Raw genomic sequence first — 18,101 nt, 5'->3', positions numbered from 1 at the left:
CCTGCTCGCAATGTATACCGTCGGTAATCCCGAAATCCGCCAGTTAGATCAGGAATGATCCGTATTATCCACAAATGACATCCAGCGGATCGCTTTACCCGTGTGAGCCCGCCGGATAATCTATTGAGGCGGAAGCGTTTCTTTTTTTATCTAAATCGATATTTCACCGAAGGCCGTCGGGCTTTCGTTCATGACTATAAGAAATTTATTCTTCATATTTTTCGGTTTTATAATCTTTTACAAACTCGTTGTAGTATTGTTTTGTTCTGCAGCATAGCGTTGTGCGTAGGCGATCACTGCTTCCTGCCATCCGAGGTCCAGCCCAAATGCTATCAGTTCGTCCAAAGTTCCTGAACCCTGCCTCCCGCCGCTGCGCAATTGCGCCGAAGCGGTCAGTGCCGCCATATCGTCTATAACCCGATACATATCGCGGTAATCTTTTAATAACCTGAACTTGATGCTATCCTTGACCGGCTGCAGTTCCTGGATAATAAAAGCATCGTTTTGAAAGACAGTCGTGCTAAGCAACGCTGCCGGTACATTTTGCATCCGTTGCTGCACGCCGATCACCCTCGCCGCTTCTGTATCCCAGGCGAGTTGCTGTACCGGTACAAAAGGTATTGCCGAAGAAGCCCGCGCCTGCTTCATATGCAATAGTAAATATTGATTTTTGGCATTGGTGCTTTTCAGTAAGAACAAATACCGCTTGACTCCAATGCTGCCCGTACCTGCCAGACGAAAAACAACGCTTTGTACTTCATAATTATAGGGGCCGTCACTACTGGTTTCAATCCATTCCTGGATATGAGCTTTCAAAGCTTTTCGAAGCGGTCGATCCAGCTTAAAATGCCGTTCATCTTCCAGCGAGAGCATAATGCTTTTCTTTTTACTGACCGTGCGTTTTTTGAGCAGGTCATGATAGGTGCTTTTGGTGGCTCTGGTCAGAAAATCATGAACAATGCCTTTGGCGGTCCGCGGTTCTATGCTGATCGCCCTGCCCTTCGCCAGGGTGGCCGAATAGGTCTTTAAGAATAATCGCGCCATCTTCAGCGCCTTTTTCTCTTCAAAACCAAGGTTATCAAAAGCGATAAAAATGCTGGTGACCATACGCACGGTTTCATAACTGGCCGGCGCCAGCAGCGCCTCGTCAAAATCATTCAGGTCAAAGTACACCAGCTTGTTATCACCTCTATAGCTCCCGAAATTCTCGACATGCAGGTCGCCGCAGATCCAGGCTAGCGGCGATAGTGGCAAGGGTTCGGCAGCTGCCAGGTCTTCGTAAAACAAGTGGCAGGTTCCCCGGAAAAAACGAAACGCATTTTCTGCCATCGCCTCGTATTTTAATTTAACTTTATCCGGCAACAAACCCTGATTAAAAGATTTCAGACGTTCTTTCAGTTTCATTTGGTTTTCAATTGGCGGCTACCGGATTTACGATAGTGGTTTTCTTCTTCTGCCATCGCCTCGTATTTTAATTTAATTTTATCCGGCAACAAACCCTGATTAAAAGATTTCAGACGTTCTTTCAGTTTCATTTGGTTTTCAATTGGCGGCTACCGGATTTACGATAGTGGTTTTCTTCCGCGGCATCGATCGAATGCGTCCGGGTCAGGTCATTATCTTCTTCGGCCAGGGTGGATAGCTGTGCATAAAAATGATGTAGGCGGTCCAGTTCCTTCTCGGTGAGGTTCTCACTATCCACGAGGCGGTTGCTGCTACCCTCGTGCGAGGCCAGTAACTCGTTCAACTTTAGGTGAATGGCTTTTGAATCTTTGTTCTGGGATTTCTGAATTAGGAATACCATCAGAAAGGTCACAATGGTCGTCCCTGTGTTGATGACCAGTTGCCAGGTTTCCGAATAGTGGAACAGTGGTCCGGTCACTGCCCAGACCACAACGATCGCAACGGCTATGATAAACGCTGCCGAACTTCCGGCTGCCGCAGTAGCCCAATTGGAAAAAGCCTCAAAAAAGCCTTCTTTCTTTTTCATGACCAATGCATATGAATTGTGCTGTTGCCGGGTACCGTAAATTCCTGATGACCGTTTTTTACTTTTTTGCCGCTGAGTACATTCGTCTTTGTTTTTACAGTAAACGTTGGCAGCACTTTTTTACCTGTCTTTAGGATCTGCATGCGGCAGTGAAAGCGCTCATCTCCTTTAACGCTGAAGCTGAGCTGGCCGGAGCTGTGGCGGAAATGCGCGGTTGGATAATCCAGAAAGATCCAGAAATCCTCACCCGGTACCCGGTAAAAATGCCGGGGGATGATCCCGAAAGCCACGCCCGCCCCGTAAACTTCCTGCCCCACTGTGCCCGACTGTTCCCAGCCGTCGTGGATATCCTCGATCGCGATCCATAATTTATGATCGACCTGCCCGGTCTTTACCTTTTCGGACAACATTTCCTTTGGCAGGTTCGGCGGATAATAATACGGCGCCCGGTTTACCACGTAGCGCAGGAATTCCGGCACCAGGATATTTACCGCAGGCAGGATAGCTTGGTTTTCTGCATAAAGCAAGAAATTATGAAGCGCTGCAAATACTTCCTGCTCTTCGTAAGCCGCCGTATAAGGGGCGTCGTTCAAAGGAAATACTGCAAAAAAGGTAGGATAGTTTCTGGCGTAGCCGTAATCGCAATCCCATAACTGCATATTCTTCACCAGGTTAGCCAGGCATAGATAGGCGAGGTCCAGATACAACTGCTCTTTGGTTTCCTGGTAGAGCCACAACATCGCATTGGCGCCAAACGCCGTATTATTAGCCTGGTAAAACAGGTCGAACCCTTTGCCCTGCAGGGTTTTAGCGGCCCGTTTGGCCTCCAGCAGGTACTTGTTCAGTTTAGTGAGCTGCCACGCATGCAGCATCACCAGCGCGTAAAGCCCGGCGACATCCTTTTCACCGCATTTCCCGGGCTGGGTCTCCGCTTTGACAGCTTCCAGCGTTTCCATGTGATACAACACAGGCCACTCATAATTAAAATGCCGGGCTACCCGTATGGTATAATCCAGGGAATCTAAAAAAAGTTTTTTCGCTTGTTGATCCCCGCGAATAGCCAGCCGCCCTAAATTAAGTAAAGGATGATGCAGGTACCAAGAATCCATCACGTTGGGTTGTAACTGTTCCTCTTCACCGCTCAACTGACCGGCTAAAGCGGGCAGAAAGCGGACAACTGTTTTCAGTTTTTTGTTATAAAAAGCGTCCAGCCCGTTCCGGATCTTTTGGATCGCTGGCAAATCCGTCTTGCACCAGTCGTAATAATCTGTTAGCGGCATCAATACCGCAAGCTGTACCATCAATTCCGGCGGCGTCTGGTAATCGGCCACATAGGCGTTCAGGTAGTCCTGTCCCGCGCCATGCGACCAGCAGCCATGACTGAATTCCAGGTCGTGCAGTCCTTTGCCGACCATCTCCGGCCAGGGATAATATCGGGTTTCCGGTTTCGGCAGTACTAAATAAACATCTGCCAGCAGCTCCAAAAATTGTCTGGCCTGGGCTAGTTCATCTTTAGGGTAGTCCGGATCAAAAGCGATGAAGGCATCAGATAGCATCACTTCCCGATGCGCAGGGATTGGTTTATTCTTCAAGGTCGGCGGCAAAGCAAAGCCCAATTCCGCCCAGCTGCCGCCTACCGTATTGCCTAAAGAGGTTTCTGTTAGCCGGGCATAATCATTCAACGCGGTCAAGTTCTGGAAATACAGCAAGGCTCCGCTTTGGGGCCGGTCCAGCGTAACATACTGCAAGCCGGAACGCGTGCCCACCTGACTGACCAAAATGGTTCCCGACATTTCCTGGCTGCCGCCGTCAGGCCCGGTGATAACCATATCGCGCGGCCAAAAAGGGATCAGTAAGGGCTTGTGGGGTTTTATTTGCGTCTGGTAGTGGATGATCGGTTTATCCCGTGCCGGAAAGTTCACCAGCACCTTGTAATCGCCGATCGAACCTTTCAGATGAATCGAAAGACCAAGTTCATGCTTGCTTACGCGGGTAATTTCCAGGTGGTCGTTAGGTGCGTAAGCCGGCCGCAGGACAATCTGTACGCCTTTGGGACAGGTCACGCTTATCCATAATGAATTATTGAGATGATGGATGTTGACCGCATACCCGGCAAGATCAAATCTAAACATGGCCGGAAGATCCTGCCCATGAAATAAATTTTGTACTGCTATAGCCCAGGGTGAAAGTCCTTCCATAATAAGCATAAGGTTGCAAAGTGTGTTATATAACTAAAGGAGTAAATTTTTTGTTTTAAAATTTACTGTTAATTAAATCTTTTAATTAAAAAACATATCTCAGCGCTTTTGGTTGTAAAAATAGCGCGATCCTTTCCACCGAGCCGATTCTCTATCAAGTCACCATTAAATTTTAAAAATATGTTTCACCACGTTAAAGAATTACAATTCAATGCGCGGGTTTCCAAACCCGACCCCCGCTTCGCTAACTTATTACTGGAACAGTTCGGCGGGGAGAACGGCGAACTAGCTGCGGCCATGCAGTATTTCACACAGGCTTTTGGTGCCAAAGTCCCGCATCCTGACAAATACGATATGCTGATGGATATTGCCACCGAAGAGTTCAGCCATCTCGAGATCGTCGGGGCGACCATTCAGATGCTGCTCAAAGGCGTCAATGGCGAGCTGAAAAATGCAGCTGATAGTTCGGAGATCATGCAGGTAATGAACGGCAAAGCCGCCAAGGAGGACATTATCCATCAGGCGGTCTTCGCGAACCCGCAATTTGGGATCATCACCGGCGGCGGAGTTACGCCCCGCAATAGTCAGGGCATTCCCTGGTGCGCTTCTTATATTAATTCTAATGGCGACCTAACGGTTGACCTGCGCAGCAATCTGGCTTCGGAATCCAGGGCGAAACTGGTGTACGAGCACCTGATGAAATTTACGGATGACCCGTACATCCATGAAACGCTGTCCTTCCTGATGACCCGCGAGGTGACCCATTATAAAATGTTCGAAGCGGCGCTGGAAAGCATTCAGCCTAATTTCCCGCCGGCAGTTTTGGCCGCAGATCCGCGATACCTGCAAAATGCCTATAATATGTCTGAAGGAACCATACGCGGTCCCTGGAACGAAGGTGAGATCAAAGGCATGGGCAAGGATTTTGTATATGTAGAAGATCCAATCGCGCAGGCGAAGGAAACCGAGGGGCAGACCAAGCTCGCGGAGGACTTCACGAAGGAGATGAAGACCAAAGACAAAACGGATAAGCAAATGAGTGCGGAAAAAAGAGCGGAGGTAAGAAACGCGGAACCCGATGGCGTGGCGCAGTGGAGCACTTATTAACGAAAAAGGAAGTAATCCCCGGCGAGAGGACGGCCGCAAGGCCGTTTTCTAAAAACTATTAATACAAACCGAAGCCAGCGTCAATATAGGCGCTGATATTAAGGGATTCGCTGCCAAGACCGCGCCGGTGCAGCATCATTTGAACGAGATCACAAAGATCGAGACCAACTTTAAATACCCTTTCAAAGTATATATTTTTGATCGCCGCCTCCGTGCAGCGCGATTTTCCTTTTACGTTTTATTTTATCATGGAACAAAAGATCGCAGAGTGCGCCCAACTGCTGGCGGAACAGAAATTGCGAATTGCTTTCGTGGAGAGCGCCACGGCCGGCTGGCTCTGCTCGGAATTTGCTTTGACAGAACAATCGGGGCAGGTACTGGAGGGTGGCATCACCTGTTAAAATGCAGATCTGAAACAAAGCCTGCTGGGCGTACCCCACGAACTGATCGAAAAATATACGCCAGAATCTCAGGAAGTGACCGACGAGTTGGCGCGGCGGTTAGGGAAACTCATGCCGGCTGACATTTTTGTAGCCGTGACCGGCCTGACAACGCCCGGGGGCAGCGAGACTGCTGAAAAGCCTGTGGGTACGATGTTCGTGTCGGTTCTCGTCAAAGATCACCTTTTTTCGGAACGCTATGAATTCAAAGGCAGCTGCGAAGAGGTCATCAAGCAAACGATCATTGCGGCGGCGGCCCTGGTGATTAGTCACGTTTGAACGTCCAGCGTTTTTCGGTCACCTCCGCTTCCAGGAATGCCGACCGGAACTCGGCGCTATTTTTAAAAGCTAATTGCGGGATCAGCCGCGTTTCAAAACTAAGCTCAAAACCGGGATTTACAAACGGCCAGGGCCTCACCGTCAGCGTTTGATCAGCCGATTGGACGAGCTGGTAATCCCTCTTATCCGGCCCCTGGCTGATCTCAACCACGCGCGCCTCGGGCTGGTTCCCATGCTGGCAAAGCAGCAGGGACAAAGCATCACACCATTCCAATAAGCGATAATCCCTTTGCGCTTCAGCCAGACTCATACCCAGCTCCTTCTGCCAGCGTTTCTGCAGCTTTTTTTGTTCCTGCAGGAATGCACGGCCTTGCGCATGATGCATGCACTCCGCGCCGTAAACGAAATCCAGATGAATGGAACAAAGCAAAGCAATATAACGGCTTTTAGATAATGCGAAATCCATCGTTTGGGTGCAGTGCCGCTGTTCAAAGACTTTCATTTTAAAGTCCACCGGGCCGCCCTGCGGGGTCAGCAGGTTATTGCGTTCCAGCTCTATTTGCGCATCGTCATGTTCAGCGATCGCCATGAGCAGTTCCATCCAGCGTTTGGTCCTGGCGCTCTGTTTCCATTGCTGCGCGATCTGCGCGGCCAGCAGGCCGTGCGCCCGCTGCGTAACTATTTCCCAGCCCGCTTCGGTATAATTGACTATCATTTCTTTTTACTCATCAGATATAAACCTAATGCCATGCCAGCAACCAAAACGCCCGCCATATATTTCCGGTGCGCTTTGGGTTCACCCGGCAAACCGAAACCGCCGTGGGTACTCAGGCCGTAATCTACGGTCGTAAACACATTGCCGTCGGTGAGTGCGATCGGATCAGCCGACCTTAGGTATCTGCGCATGACCAATCCTGTTATTTGGGTCATCAATTCCGGTAAGACGGCATGGCCTATTTTCAGTAACATTGAAACGCTGCCGACATAGGTATTTGCGCTCGGGGCAACAGCTACTTTTACCATGGCCCTGGCCAGCCGGAACGGGTCATAAACAGGGGGAGCCGGCTTTAAAACTTTAGCGGTATAATTGCCGGCATGCTGAATGCCGGGGGTATCTAAAAATGCGGGAAACAGGTCGCACACATAAATATCCGGCCATTCCGATAATTCGCCCTTCAAGGCTTCCGACCAGCCGCGTAAGCCGAATTTGGCAGCGGTATATCCTGCGCCGTAAGGCACCGGCAGAAAGCCGCCGATGGAGATGTTATTGATGATCGTGCCATAACCCTGTGCTTTAAATATCGGCAGCACGGCGTGCGCCCCGTTCATATAACCCAGCAGGTTCGTTTGAATAACCTGCTCGTGTACTGCCATCGGCGTTTTATCGAAATCGCCCGCGGCAAGGACCCCGGCATTATTTAGCCAGACATCGATTTTTCCCTGCCAGTCGTTCGCGGCGTTAGCTAAGGCGATCATCGCTTTGCTGTCGCTGGTATCCGTAGGCACGATAAGGGCCTGTGCGCCAAATGCCTCGCATTCGGTCTTTACCTCCTCAAGAGCTTCTTCGTTACGGGAAGCCAGTACCAAATTAGTTTTGTATTTCGCGAATTCGAGGGCGGCAGCCCGTCCTGCACCGCTGGAGGCCCCTGTGATAAGGATGGTTTTTCCCTGTAATTTTTCTAGCTTCCTCATTAATCGCAACTTAGTTTAGACAAAATTTCCTGAATTGAAAAATGCGCGCCGCAGACGAATTCATCCGCCGCGCCATAATAAATGGTGAGCAGATCACCGTCCACGATATGTCCGTTAGTGAAAACGACATTCCCAAAAAAGCCGCTGAGTTCATAGCCCTTGGTCGGTACCATGATCGGATCTTTGGTACGACCGATCACTTTTGATGGATCGTTCAGATCCAGCAGGAAGGCACCCAGACAATATTGATGCTCGGCATTAGCCCCGTGATAGATCTCGAGCCAGCCCCCTTTAGTACGGACAGGTGCCGCGCCGGCACCCACACGGGCGCTATCCCACATTCCGGGGCGTGTTTTTATAAGGCATTGATGGTTGCCCCACTGGCGGGTATCAGAAGATTCGGCCAGCCAAATATAATTGCCGCCAATTTCCTTGCTGCTTGGGCGGTGGAGACAATAATATTTGCCATTTACCTTCTCCTCGAAAATCGCGCAGTCCTTATTATGCGGCGGCAGGATCATTCCGCCGGACTCAAAATGCTGCCAATCCTTGGTGGTCTTCAGGCCAACGCCGACCCCATTGTCGGACACCGCAGTATAGGTCAGGTAGTAGGTATCATCGATCTGGCTAACCCGGCAATCTTCAATGCCGAAGCGTTCCAGGCAGCCTTTGCCAAATAATGACGCATTCAATGGCGGTTCCAGGAAATGGATGCCATCGTCGCTGCTTAATATACGTAAATGTGATACGGTGGTCAGGTAATCCAGTCCTTTATAGCTGATCACACGTGCGTCCGTAGCGATCAGGTCCGGGTCGTTCAGCGGCACTTCGATGATCTCTGTGTTGCCGGTGGCGTTGAGCGCAGGAAAATAGATCACGCCTTCTTTTTGCGTTACACCTTCGGCTACGCGCACCAGCATCCAGGTCTTACCATTAAAGCGGAAAACCCCCGGGTTGAGCAGGCTGATGATCTGCAGACCTGCTACGCTTGGTGTCAGGTCTTTGGGCATCAGTAGTGGGTTTTCGGGAAAGCGGTCTGCTAAATCTGTCATATCCCTATTTTTCAGCTTTCCCGAAAAGTTTACGCAGCTTGTTCTTGGCTTTTTCCAGTGGCGCTTTCTGACGTTTGCTCAGGTTGCGCCCGGCGCGGTTCTCATAAAAATTGAGCATAGACATCGCGCTTTGAAAAGGTGAAGCTTTCCTTCGTTTGCTTTCTTCGGCTGAATGCTTGAGTGAGCCCGCGATCTTATCAGGGTCTTTGGATTTGAAAATATCTTTTTCCAGGTCGAGTGCATCACTCTGCTGAGTGACTTTGCCTGACCATTTTTTAACATGCTTATTTGTTTTCATTGATATTGAGCGTAAGAAGATCTTTTGTTGCAGGCCCTGTTAATACTTTTCCGCGAATGTCATAGCGCGCACCGTGACAAGGGCAGTCCCAGCTTTTCTCCTCGCCGTTCCAGCTGACGATACAGCCTGCATGAGTGCAGACCGGGTTTAGGGCATGAATGTTTCCTGCTTCGTCGCGGTAGGCGGCGACCTTTTGTCCATCTACTTCCACCACCTTGCCGGTGCCAGGCTGTAATCTTTTCAACGAATCGGTTTCGTGAACTTTTACCCGGTCGGCAACGAAGTGATACGCCACGTCAGCATTCTCTTTGACAAATTCGCTGAAGCTGTCCAGTGGCTTGATTCGCGCGGGGCTGAACAGTTTTTCGTATTTATTCGGTTGGTTGCGGACCATATCGCTGAGGATTTTACCGGCGACGCTACCTAACATCATTCCGTTGCCGTTATAGCCGGTCGCGCAGTAAATACCTTCAGCCGCCATCGGCATTTGTCCGATATATGGCAAGCCATCAACGGGTACATAATATTGTGATGACCAGCGATATTTAACAGAGGAAACGCTATAATAATTGCGGACGTATTGATCGAGATTGGCGAAAGCCTTGTCCGGGGCTTCGTGGCCGGTCTTGTGATCCAAACCACCTACCAATAGCAGTTCTTCGCCGTTAATAACATGGCTGCGCACGTAATGATACGGCTCCTGCGAATCGTAGATCAGTGCTTCGGGATATTTGCCGCTTTTGAGTTTTACCGCCATCACGTAACTGCGGTAAGGCGCGCATTCAAAATTGAACAAATTAATGTTAGGCGGCATGTGCGTGGCGTAGACAACGGCTTTGGCCTGTATGTCGCCTGAAACGTGGATTCCGTCTTTCGTCTCAACGCCGGTGATCAGGGTATTAATTTTGACCCTTCCACCTGCAGCCAGGAACGCTGTTTGCAAATCCTGCAAGTATTTGAGCGGGTGAAACTGCGCCTGTCTATCCCAAACCAGGGCTTTTTTGAACGGTACAGGTGTCGGAACCTGATCGGTATACGCAACGGGTACACCGACCTTAACAGCCCCCCGGTAGATCACATCCAGTTGTTTCACTTCATTGTCGGTCTCTGCATAGAGGTAGCCGGGTTTGCTTTCAAAATCGCAGTCCTTTTGCCGGCTGCTGATCAGCGCAAAACCTTCTGCGATGGCTTCAGCAAATAATTTAGCGCCGTCTTCGCCAAAGGCACTTTCTGCTTCGCGATAAGTTGTATCGGCAAAGGTGTTGATGTGAGCGCTGGTGCCGCCGGTGGTGCCAAAGCCCGGTGAGTGTGCCTCGGCTAAAATGACCTGCTTGCCCGCTTCCTGCAATAAAAGGGCCGTGGTCAAACCTGTGATCCCGCCGCCGACCACCAAAGCATCATAAACAAGATCGTTTTTCGTAGCCGGAAAGGCTTTTAACACAGGTTCCTGCCAGGGGCTTTGTGACGCGCCGTCACGTGTAGTTATGAGTTGAGTTTCTGTTGCCATACAATTACTACAAAAGGTGGAGGGACAGTGTTTTAAGTTATTTCATTTATTATTAAACAAAAAAATTTACTTCAGGTTAATTAAACACATCAGAACTTAATCGATCTACTTATGAAAGCAGCAGTATTTCACAAACCCGGCGACATCCGCTATGACACGGTCGAAGACCCGCGTCTGCTGGAGGATTCAGACGTTATTTTAAAGGTCACCTCGACCGCGATCTGCGGTTCCGATCTGCATATTTTAAGCGGCGGCGTTCCGCAACCCGAACCCATGGTGATGGGCCATGAGTTTATGGGTATCGTGGAAGAAGTAGGTAAGGGGGTGAAGAATTTGAAGAAGGGCGACCGAGTGGTCGTTCCTTTTCCGATCTCCTGCGGGCATTGTTTCTTTTGCCAGCATGATGCATCGCCGGCCTGCGAGAATTCCAACTACAAACATTACGGCCCTAACGGCGACATAGCCGGTCAAAAAGGCGCAGCCTTATTTGGTTACACCGATCTGTATGGCGGTTATTCCGGTGGACAAGCGGAGTATGTACGTGTACCTTATGCGGACATCAGCCCAAGAGTGGTGCCGGAAAACATGAGCGATGAACAAGTATTGTTCCTGACCGATATTTTCCCTACTGGCTGGTCGGCCATCGACTGGGCGCAGTTAAAGGGCGGCGAAGTGGTAGCCATATTCGGCTCTGGCCCGGTAGGTTTGATGGCGCAAAAGGCGGCCTGGATCAACGGTGCCAGCCGGGTGATCGCGATCGATCCGCTGAACTATCGCCTGGAAAAAGCTAAAGCAGTTAATAAAGTCGAAACCCTGAACCCGCATGAAGTGGACGTAGTAGAAGCCATTCGCGCCATGACCGGCGGCCGGGGCGCGGACGTATGCGTGGATGCGGTGGGTTTTGAACCGGAGCGAGATATCCTGGACAAAGCCAAAGCGCTGTTCAATTTTGAAGTAGGCAGCATGAAAGTGCTGGATACGGCTTTTAAAGCGGTACGGCGCATGGGTACTGTTTCGATCGTAGGCGTATACGGTTCCACTTATGATAACTTCCCGTTGCACCGTGTTTTTGATAAAGGCATTACGCTGAAAATGGGCCAGGCACCGGTTTTGAATTATATCGATCACCTGATCGAACTCGTGAAAACCGAAAAAGTGGTACTGGACGATATCATCACTCATACGCTGCCGTTGAGCGAAGTAACCCACGGTTACGAGATTTTTAATAAGAAAGAGGAAGACTGCGTGAAGGTGGTACTTAAACCCTGGGAGCAGCGCAAAGAAACTGAAAACAAGGAACCTGTAAAGATCGAGAACTAATGGAAAATCAACGAAAAACCGCTTTGATCACCGGCGGAACGAGCGGGATCGGCAAAGAGCTGGCGAAACTTTTCGCTAAAGACAACTATAATTTGATCATCGTGGCGCGGGACCAGGCCGAACTGGACAGCACCAAAAATGAATTGCAAAGTTTTGGTATTACGGTCAAAACGATTGCGAAAGACTTGTCCGACATGGAACAGGCCAAGGTGCTTTGCAGTGAAGTGACCGAACAGGTAGATGTGCTTGTGAATGATGCGGGCCAGGGTGTCTATGGTTTATTTAAGGACAATGAGCTGGAAAAAGAGCTGGGCATTATTCACCTGAATATCTGCGCCACAGTAATCCTGACCAAACATTTCGTAAGACAGATGGCCGGGCGAGGCGAAGGTAAGATCCTGAACCTCGGTTCGGTAGCCGGCAAACTGCCGGGTCCCTGGCAGGCAGTTTACCACGCAACTAAAGCCTTTGTACTTTCCTTTAATACCGCTATCCGCGAGGAACTCAAAGACTCCGGTATTACTTTCACCGCACTGATGCCGGGCGCGACCGATACGGATTTCTTTAACAAAGCAGGAATGTTGGACAGCAAGATCGTGCAGGATAAAGAAGGTTTAGCCGATGCTGCCGAAGTGGCCAAAGAGGGCTACGAAGCCCTAATGGCAGGCAAAGACCGGGTGATCGCTGGCTGGAAGAACAGTTTAGAGGTTCACGCCGCTAATCTGATGCCGGACAGCGCGGTCGCACACACGATGTATGAACAGCAAAAACCAGTAAACCAACAATAACAATCATGGCCAAGACACCTGCAAAACAAAACCGGCAGCCGGGCATCGAAGCGAAGATGGACCCGGCGCCGGAATATATCAAAAGCAGCTATGCCGGTTCGGGCAAGCTGCAGGATAAGGTTGCCCTGATCACGGGCGGTGATTCGGGGATAGGCCGCGCGGTCAGCGTGCATTTCGCCCGCGAGGGTGCGGATATAGCTATCGTATATTTAGATGAAGATATTGACGCGGAAGAAACCAAAAGATTGATCGAAGCGGAGGGCCGTAAATGCCTGCTTATCAAAGGCGATGTAAAAAAGGCCGCCTTTTGCAAAAAAGCGGTGGCACAGACGGTCAGTAAACTAGGGAAACTGAATATCCTGATCAACAATGCCGGCATGCAGTTCCCGCAAAAAGACCCCAGGAAGATCGATGAAAAGCAACTGGAGGATACTTTCCGTACCAACATCTTCGCTTATTTCCACTTTGCCAACGAGGCACTGGAGCACCTGGGGGAAGGCGATTGCATCATCAATACGACCTCGGTTACGGCCTACCGTTCCTCACCCAACCTGATCGATTATTCCTCGACCAAGGGCGCGATCACGAGCTTTACCCGTTCTCTGGCTACCAATTTGACCGACAAAAAGATCAGGGTAAACGCAGTCGCGCCGGGTCCGGTCTGGACGCCACTCATCGTGGCGACGTTTGATGAGGAAAAGATCAAATCGTTTGGCAGCGAGACGGCCATGAAACGTGCCGGTCAACCTTCGGAACTGGGTCCGGCTTACGTATTCCTGGCGTCGGATGACGCTTCCTTTATTACGGGGCAAGTGATCCATGTCAACGGCGGGGAGGTCGTCAACGGTTAATTCAATTCAAACAATAACTAATAGCAATCATATTATGGCTAAGTACTCAGAAAAAGCACAGGACAAGGTCCACAAGGCTTTACACGAAGAAAAAGAAGGCACGCTGGAAAGCGGCCGCAGCGGTAAAAAAGTAACCAGTAAAAAACAGGCGATCGCCATCGGGTTATCCGAAGCCCGGAAGGAAGGCGCCAAAGTCCCTAAAAAGAAAGATTAACATGAATGAAGAAAATAAAGTGACCCGGCGCCAGGTGGTGGCCGGGTTAGGTACCGCGCTGGCGGCGGCGGCGGTATCACCCGCCTTTGCCGCTAACGGCTTGCATTTGAAAAATGCGGATGGCCCCGTGAAGATCAGCGATCCGACTACGCTTCACCCTAAACCGCCATTTAAGAGCCAGCCGCAGCCCTGGCCGGGTTTGCAGAGCAAAATGGACCCGATACCCGATTGCGGGGAAACCAGCTATAAGGGCTCCGGCCGTTTGATGGGACGCAAGGCTTTGATCACCGGTGGTGATTCGGGTATGGGGCGTGCGGCGGCTATCGCCTATGCCCGCGAGGGCGCAGACGTGGCAATCAACTATTACCCGACCGAAGAACCCGATGCGCAGGAAGTCATCGCCCTGATCAAAAAGGAAGGACGCAAAGCGATCGCCATTCCCGGCGATCTGCGCAGCGAGGAATTTTGTAAGTCTTTGGTGCAAAAAGCAATTGCGGGTTTGGGCGGTTTGGACATTATTGTCAATAATGCCGGAAGGCAGCAGTCGATCAATTCCATTGTGGATGTAACCACGGAGGAATTTGATTCGACGATGAAGACCAATATCTATGCGCCCTTCTGGATCATTCGCGAAGCGCTGCCGCATTTGCCGCCGGGATCAGCGATCATTGGTACGACCTCGGAACAGGCTTATGACCCTTCACCGGATCTTTATGCTTATGCGCAGACCAAAGCGGCAACGATGAACTACGTCAAATCATTAGCTAAACAATTAGGTCCGAAAGGCATCCGGGTGAACGGCGTGGCACCGGGGCCGGTCTGGACCGCTTTACAGATCAGCGGCGGCGCCCAGCCGGAAAAGCAGCAGATGTTCGGTAGCTGGACAATGCTGGGCAGACCGGGGCAGCCTGCTGAGCTGGCGTCTATCTATGTTCAATTGGCAGCCGCCGATGCCAGCTTTGCCAGCGGCCAGGTCTATGGGGCCTCGGGAGGGGTCGGTCAGCCATGAGAAAGTTATGTTTATTCGCTCTGCTGGGCCTTGGCGCAATGGCTAAGGCCCAGATCCCGCAGCCGGACCCGGATACCACGGCCAAACATTTTCTGATCGTGGCCAGTATCAAGAATTTGCAGGAAGTCAGTTCAGGTCAGTTGGCTGGGCAGAAAGCTATGAATCCTGAGGTCAAAATGTTCGGCCAGATGATGGTCAAGGATCATGGGGACACAGAACAAAAGTTATTGACTTTGGCTAAAAGCCGCGGAATCGCCTTGCCGGCAGTCGCGACCAGCGGCATCAAGCCCGACCTGATGCTGGAACACGCCGGTGCAAAATTTGATCAGCTCTATGTGCATGGTATGGTCAGTGGTCATCGGAACACGGTGGATGTTTTCGAGAATTATGCGACCACGGGCAAGGATCCGGCAGTCAAAGCATTTGCACAGCAGATGCTGCCGGTGCTGAAGCATCACCTTATGGAGATCGAGGCTATCGATCAAAAGCTGAAATAATAAAAAGAGGCGGGGGCTGCTCCGCCTCTTGGTCTATCCACCTTACATTTGTCCCGCCCAATCATCGCCGCTGTCCCCCCGGAGCAGGATGATAGCGAACCAAATGATGAAACTGATACCCAGCAGTTCTTTCACCCCGGCGGGCAGCTGCCCTCGGTGTAGCCATTTCGTTCCAGTCCACAGCGCCAGTAGCAGCATGCCAAACACTCCAGCCAATGACGCCGGAAGATTTTTTTGCTTCATAGCATTTCCTCCAGGTTTTTTAGCCGAAAGATCTCCCTGGCGATCAGCTTGCAATTGTGGCCAAGCTCGTCCAGCGTGCAGCAGATCGTCTTGATCTTTACCGGCAACTCATTTACCGTTTCCATTAAGTCGATATGCAGCGGGCAGCCGTCCCTGAGCTGCTCGGACCCTTTCAGCTGACCGAACAATCCATAGGCCGCCTCCCGGTCATTGCCGAAAAAGTACTGCCCGTAATCTGTGAATCCCTGCAGTGTCTTTACGCTCATCAGGATATAAAATTGTGTTTTCATGGTCGTGTTAAACACTAAGAGCCCCTTGCGCAGGAGCTCTTGTATTAAAAACTAATTATACTTATTTGATCTCGATCTGGCGGCGCACCGCTTTGGCCTCGTCGCGTTTGGCAATATCAATGCGGAGGATACCGTCGGTATAGGAAGCATCGATCTGACTGTGATCTGCGCTGTCCGGCAGCGTGAATGAACGCACAAATGAACTGTAACTGTACTCGCGCTTGTTATAGCTCTTTTGGCTGTCATTTTGTTCCGACTGCTGTTCAACCGAAATGGTGAGCTGGTTGCGTTCCAGATTCAACTTGAAGTCGTCTTTTTTCAATCCCGGTGCAGCCAGTTCAACTTGGTAGCTATTCTCGCTTTCGCTGATATTAACAGCCGGCACTCGGGTGATCATGCGGTCGCTGAAAAATGTGTCGTTAAAGATTGATTCGAAAACATCATTAACTCCTGGTAATAATGTGTTGTTGCGTTTGTTGTTGTTGAATTTAACTAAGGTCATGGCCTTTTCTCCTTTAAATGTTACTCTAAAAAATTAATGTCAATTGTTAATTAAACTATACGCATATGGTCAAGCAGCGTGCCAACAGTCTGACAATGAAAATTTTTCAGTTTCCGGCTGCAATTTTTTCAGCTGCAAGGTCAATATTTCAGTAGCAACGCGCCTAACCCGCCATTCGCTGCAGGGTGCGGCGGTTCATGATTTTTCGTCGCCAGCGTCATGGGCTGGAAATTGTAATCTCCCTGCAGCCAGTCAGTGAAGTTTTGGTCTCCTTTCCCAAGCACCTTACATATTGTTGATACGCCAGGCGATTTCTTTTTCCAGAAGCTCGCTCAGCGCCAGTGCACCGGATATAAGATTTTTCTCAATTTTACGCAGTTTTAGTTCCTTCAGATGTCAGCGTCATTTTATAAGCTATAGTTGCAGCCACAGCAAAAACAATGTGTGCCGGGATCCGTTGCAGATAGTAGTGGCTGTAGTTTATCCAGGGCGGCAAAGGATGCGCTTTAAAAGTGGCTTTCCAGATCAGGTAACCCAGGAATCCGCTGAGCGTACCGAGTATCAACCCGTTTTTTATGCTGTGTTTGATCTTACGATGTTCCCATAACTCCACATAGATAGCTGCAAAAACGAGCCCCATCGCATAATGGGCGCCCCACCCGGCAATTGTTTTCGCGTTACGCGATAACTGAGGTACCAGGCGGCTGATCAAGGTTTCCAGATGCTTAGGTTCTCTGAAATTCTCCTGAAATAAAACGGACATGAGCTCGCTGCCGGCTGTCATGACCGTAGTTCCGGCGATACCGGTTAGTGCCGTTTTTGAAAATTGATCCATAATCCGAACAAGACAATATCCGTGCCGCGTGGGTCCGGGTTAAAACCCGGCTTCGACATCGGGTTCAGTGTTGTTAAATTCGAACTAAAAAGGGTTCGCTGTGTGCTTATGACTACAGATGTTTTTAACTGCGGGCTAATTGCTACAGATGGTTTTCGGTTATCTCGTGAAACAATATTTTTACTCGCGCGCATAGTCTTAACATTCCTGGATCATCTCTTTAATCCTCCGAACACCTCTGTGAGTGTCGATATCCATGCCATCAGGTGCGGTGCATCTGTGTTGACTTGTGCCAGTTAATGAGAGAAAGCTTTAGGGCCGCGCATCAGCTTTACATAGCCTCCAACCGTATCAACGGCTGCGGTGAAACGGGTTTTAATAGAGGCCGTCCACTTTTCCTGGCTATGCGTTGCGGGATCTGCAGAGAACCTTTCAAACTGGTTACCGGGGTTTTCAGTTCATGGCTGGCTATGCTCATAAACTCATCCTTTTTACGCATGAGTTCCTCAGTCGCGGAGTGTGCCTTAATCAGTTCGTTCTCAATAGCCTTTTGGCTGATAATATCGATAATCGACCAACAAGACGGTAAGGTGTCCTGAATTCATCTTCCAGGATAATGCCCCGGTCGAGATATAGGCATAATTACCATCTGACTTCAAAAAACGGTATTCAGGAGACCAGTTATTTGCATGGTCATTTATTGCGTCGTAAACACTATCGTGTACGCGGTCGCGATCTTCCGGATAAACTTTGTCAAACCAGAAGCTGATCTAGTTAGTTTCATCATTACGGGCATAAGGGGCATTTGTCAAAAATCATGTTGCCTTTTATTATTCATCCTATCGTGCAAATGCGTCAAACTCCCCATCCTGTTTTTTCAATGAGCGGGTATAATTTCGGGGAGAAATTTAAAAAAAAATGGGCATGTTATACTCGCTTTCCAACAATTTGGAGGTTTTTTAGTTATAAGGGGAAACATTTAAAAGCCC

At 49.9% G+C, this 18,101-nt stretch carries 22 protein-coding genes and 1 pseudogene; 8 read left to right on the top strand and 15 right to left on the bottom strand.

All coding sequences use genetic code 11. The features are described 5' to 3' along the window. Positions 1-237: 237 nt before the first annotated feature. From DEO27_RS21455 to DEO27_RS21445, 4 genes are read right to left on the bottom strand one after another with little or no spacing between them, the layout of a single operon-like run. Positions 238-1,404 (bottom strand): DUF2252 domain-containing protein, encoded by a 1,167-nt coding sequence (locus DEO27_RS21455; protein WP_112575311.1) that lies wholly within the window; start codon positions 1,402-1,404, stop codon positions 238-240. Beyond that, a complete protein-coding gene (locus DEO27_RS31895; protein WP_262714151.1) occupies positions 1,401-1,535 on the bottom strand; it encodes a hypothetical protein in 135 nt (44 codons plus the stop codon). The genes DEO27_RS21455 and DEO27_RS31895 overlap by 4 nt, the downstream gene beginning before the upstream one ends. Further along, positions 1,532-1,990 carry a low affinity iron permease family protein gene (locus DEO27_RS21450; protein ID WP_091221172.1) on the bottom strand — a complete coding sequence of 153 codons (459 nt, stop codon included), beginning with the start codon at positions 1,988-1,990 and terminating at the stop codon, positions 1,532-1,534. Before DEO27_RS21450 ends, DEO27_RS31895 begins: the two co-directional genes overlap by 4 nt. After that, positions 1,987-4,188: a hypothetical protein gene (locus DEO27_RS21445; protein WP_146750129.1), complete on the bottom strand. Its 2,202-nt coding sequence runs from the start codon at positions 4,186-4,188 to the stop codon at positions 1,987-1,989. The genes DEO27_RS21450 and DEO27_RS21445 overlap by 4 nt, the downstream gene beginning before the upstream one ends. Positions 4,189-4,368: 180 nt before the next feature. Between DEO27_RS21445 and DEO27_RS21440 the strand changes: the two genes are divergently transcribed. Together DEO27_RS21440 and DEO27_RS21435 are read left to right on the top strand one after the other, a co-directional pair. Beyond that, complete coding sequence (locus DEO27_RS21440) at positions 4,369-5,295, top strand: manganese catalase family protein (RefSeq protein WP_091221166.1); 927 nt, start codon at positions 4,369-4,371, stop codon at positions 5,293-5,295. A 248-nt stretch (positions 5,296-5,543) separates the two neighbouring features. Beyond that, positions 5,544-6,014, top strand: a pseudogene (locus DEO27_RS21435) (CinA family protein). Here the strand turns inward: DEO27_RS21435 and DEO27_RS21430 are convergent. The 5 genes from DEO27_RS21430 to DEO27_RS21410 are packed head-to-tail and all read right to left on the bottom strand — an operon-like array spanning position 6,001 to position 10,563. Then, a complete protein-coding gene (locus DEO27_RS21430) occupies positions 6,001-6,729 on the bottom strand; it encodes a DUF3891 family protein (protein ID WP_112575315.1) in 729 nt (242 codons plus the stop codon). The pseudogene DEO27_RS21435 and the gene DEO27_RS21430 sit on opposite strands and share 14 nt — an antisense overlap. Beyond that, positions 6,726-7,706: an SDR family oxidoreductase gene (locus DEO27_RS21425; protein ID WP_112575317.1), complete on the bottom strand. Its 981-nt coding sequence runs from the start codon at positions 7,704-7,706 to the stop codon at positions 6,726-6,728. The genes DEO27_RS21430 and DEO27_RS21425 overlap by 4 nt, the downstream gene beginning before the upstream one ends. Beyond that, positions 7,706-8,758: a glycoside hydrolase family 130 protein gene (locus tag DEO27_RS21420; protein WP_112575319.1), complete on the bottom strand. Its 1,053-nt coding sequence runs from the start codon at positions 8,756-8,758 to the stop codon at positions 7,706-7,708. Before DEO27_RS21420 ends, DEO27_RS21425 begins: the two co-directional genes overlap by 1 nt. A gap of 4 nt (positions 8,759-8,762) precedes the next feature. Continuing rightward, positions 8,763-9,056, bottom strand: a complete 294-nt coding sequence (locus DEO27_RS21415) for a DUF3175 domain-containing protein (RefSeq protein WP_091221153.1) — start codon at positions 9,054-9,056, stop codon at positions 8,763-8,765. Then, positions 9,043-10,563, bottom strand: a complete 1,521-nt coding sequence (locus DEO27_RS21410; RefSeq protein WP_112575321.1) for an FAD-dependent oxidoreductase — start codon at positions 10,561-10,563, stop codon at positions 9,043-9,045. The genes DEO27_RS21415 and DEO27_RS21410 overlap by 14 nt, the downstream gene beginning before the upstream one ends. Positions 10,564-10,674: 111 nt before the next feature. Here DEO27_RS21410 and DEO27_RS21405 point away from each other — a divergent pair, with 111 nt between their 5' ends. Genes DEO27_RS21405 through DEO27_RS21380 form a run of 6 tightly spaced genes read left to right on the top strand, consistent with a single transcriptional unit; the run spans position 10,675 to position 15,242 of the window. Further along, positions 10,675-11,883 carry a zinc-dependent alcohol dehydrogenase gene (locus DEO27_RS21405; RefSeq protein ID WP_112575323.1) on the top strand — a complete coding sequence of 403 codons (1,209 nt, stop codon included), beginning with the start codon at positions 10,675-10,677 and terminating at the stop codon, positions 11,881-11,883. After that, positions 11,883-12,671, top strand: a complete 789-nt coding sequence (locus DEO27_RS21400; protein WP_112575325.1) for an SDR family NAD(P)-dependent oxidoreductase — start codon at positions 11,883-11,885, stop codon at positions 12,669-12,671. Before DEO27_RS21405 ends, DEO27_RS21400 begins: the two co-directional genes overlap by 1 nt. A 5-nt stretch (positions 12,672-12,676) precedes the next feature. Further along, positions 12,677-13,522, top strand: a complete 846-nt coding sequence (locus DEO27_RS21395; RefSeq protein WP_112575328.1) for an SDR family oxidoreductase — start codon at positions 12,677-12,679, stop codon at positions 13,520-13,522. A 34-nt stretch (positions 13,523-13,556) separates the two neighbouring features. Continuing rightward, positions 13,557-13,736: a DUF6496 domain-containing protein gene (locus DEO27_RS21390; RefSeq protein WP_091221134.1), complete on the top strand. Its 180-nt coding sequence runs from the start codon at positions 13,557-13,559 to the stop codon at positions 13,734-13,736. A 1-nt stretch (position 13,737) separates the two neighbouring features. Then, positions 13,738-14,745, top strand: coding sequence for an SDR family oxidoreductase (locus DEO27_RS21385; RefSeq protein WP_112575330.1), 1,008 nt, complete (start codon positions 13,738-13,740; stop codon positions 14,743-14,745). Further along, positions 14,742-15,242, top strand: a complete 501-nt coding sequence (locus DEO27_RS21380; protein WP_112575332.1) for a DUF4142 domain-containing protein — start codon at positions 14,742-14,744, stop codon at positions 15,240-15,242. Before DEO27_RS21385 ends, DEO27_RS21380 begins: the two co-directional genes overlap by 4 nt. A 42-nt stretch (positions 15,243-15,284) precedes the next feature. Here the strand turns inward: DEO27_RS21380 and DEO27_RS21375 are convergent, their stop codons facing one another. The 6 genes from DEO27_RS21375 to DEO27_RS32035 form a co-directional block, all read right to left on the bottom strand. Beyond that, positions 15,285-15,485, bottom strand: coding sequence for a hypothetical protein (locus DEO27_RS21375; protein WP_112575334.1), 201 nt, complete (start codon positions 15,483-15,485; stop codon positions 15,285-15,287). After that, a complete protein-coding gene (locus tag DEO27_RS21370) occupies positions 15,482-15,775 on the bottom strand; it encodes a hypothetical protein (protein WP_112575337.1) in 294 nt (97 codons plus the stop codon). Before DEO27_RS21370 ends, DEO27_RS21375 begins: the two co-directional genes overlap by 4 nt. A gap of 61 nt (positions 15,776-15,836) precedes the next feature. Beyond that, positions 15,837-16,277 (bottom strand): Hsp20/alpha crystallin family protein, encoded by a 441-nt coding sequence (locus tag DEO27_RS21365; protein WP_091221118.1) that lies wholly within the window; start codon positions 16,275-16,277, stop codon positions 15,837-15,839. A 370-nt stretch (positions 16,278-16,647) separates the two neighbouring features. Continuing rightward, complete coding sequence (locus tag DEO27_RS21360; RefSeq protein ID WP_112575339.1) at positions 16,648-17,112, bottom strand: hypothetical protein; 465 nt, start codon at positions 17,110-17,112, stop codon at positions 16,648-16,650. A 331-nt stretch (positions 17,113-17,443) separates the two neighbouring features. Further along, positions 17,444-17,611, bottom strand: coding sequence for a histidine kinase dimerization/phospho-acceptor domain-containing protein (locus tag DEO27_RS31545; RefSeq protein ID WP_190295178.1), 168 nt, complete (start codon positions 17,609-17,611; stop codon positions 17,444-17,446). Positions 17,612-17,651: 40 nt separating this feature from the next. Continuing rightward, positions 17,652-17,882 carry a PAS domain-containing protein gene (locus DEO27_RS32035; RefSeq protein WP_112575341.1) on the bottom strand — a complete coding sequence of 77 codons (231 nt, stop codon included), beginning with the start codon at positions 17,880-17,882 and terminating at the stop codon, positions 17,652-17,654. Positions 17,883-18,101 lie beyond the last annotated feature (219 nt).

The sequence above is a fragment of the Mucilaginibacter rubeus genome (assembly GCF_003286415.2).
Taxonomy (GTDB): Bacteria; Bacteroidota; Bacteroidia; order Sphingobacteriales; family Sphingobacteriaceae; genus Mucilaginibacter; species Mucilaginibacter rubeus_A.
This window is presented reverse-complemented; position numbering and strand designations above follow the sequence as displayed.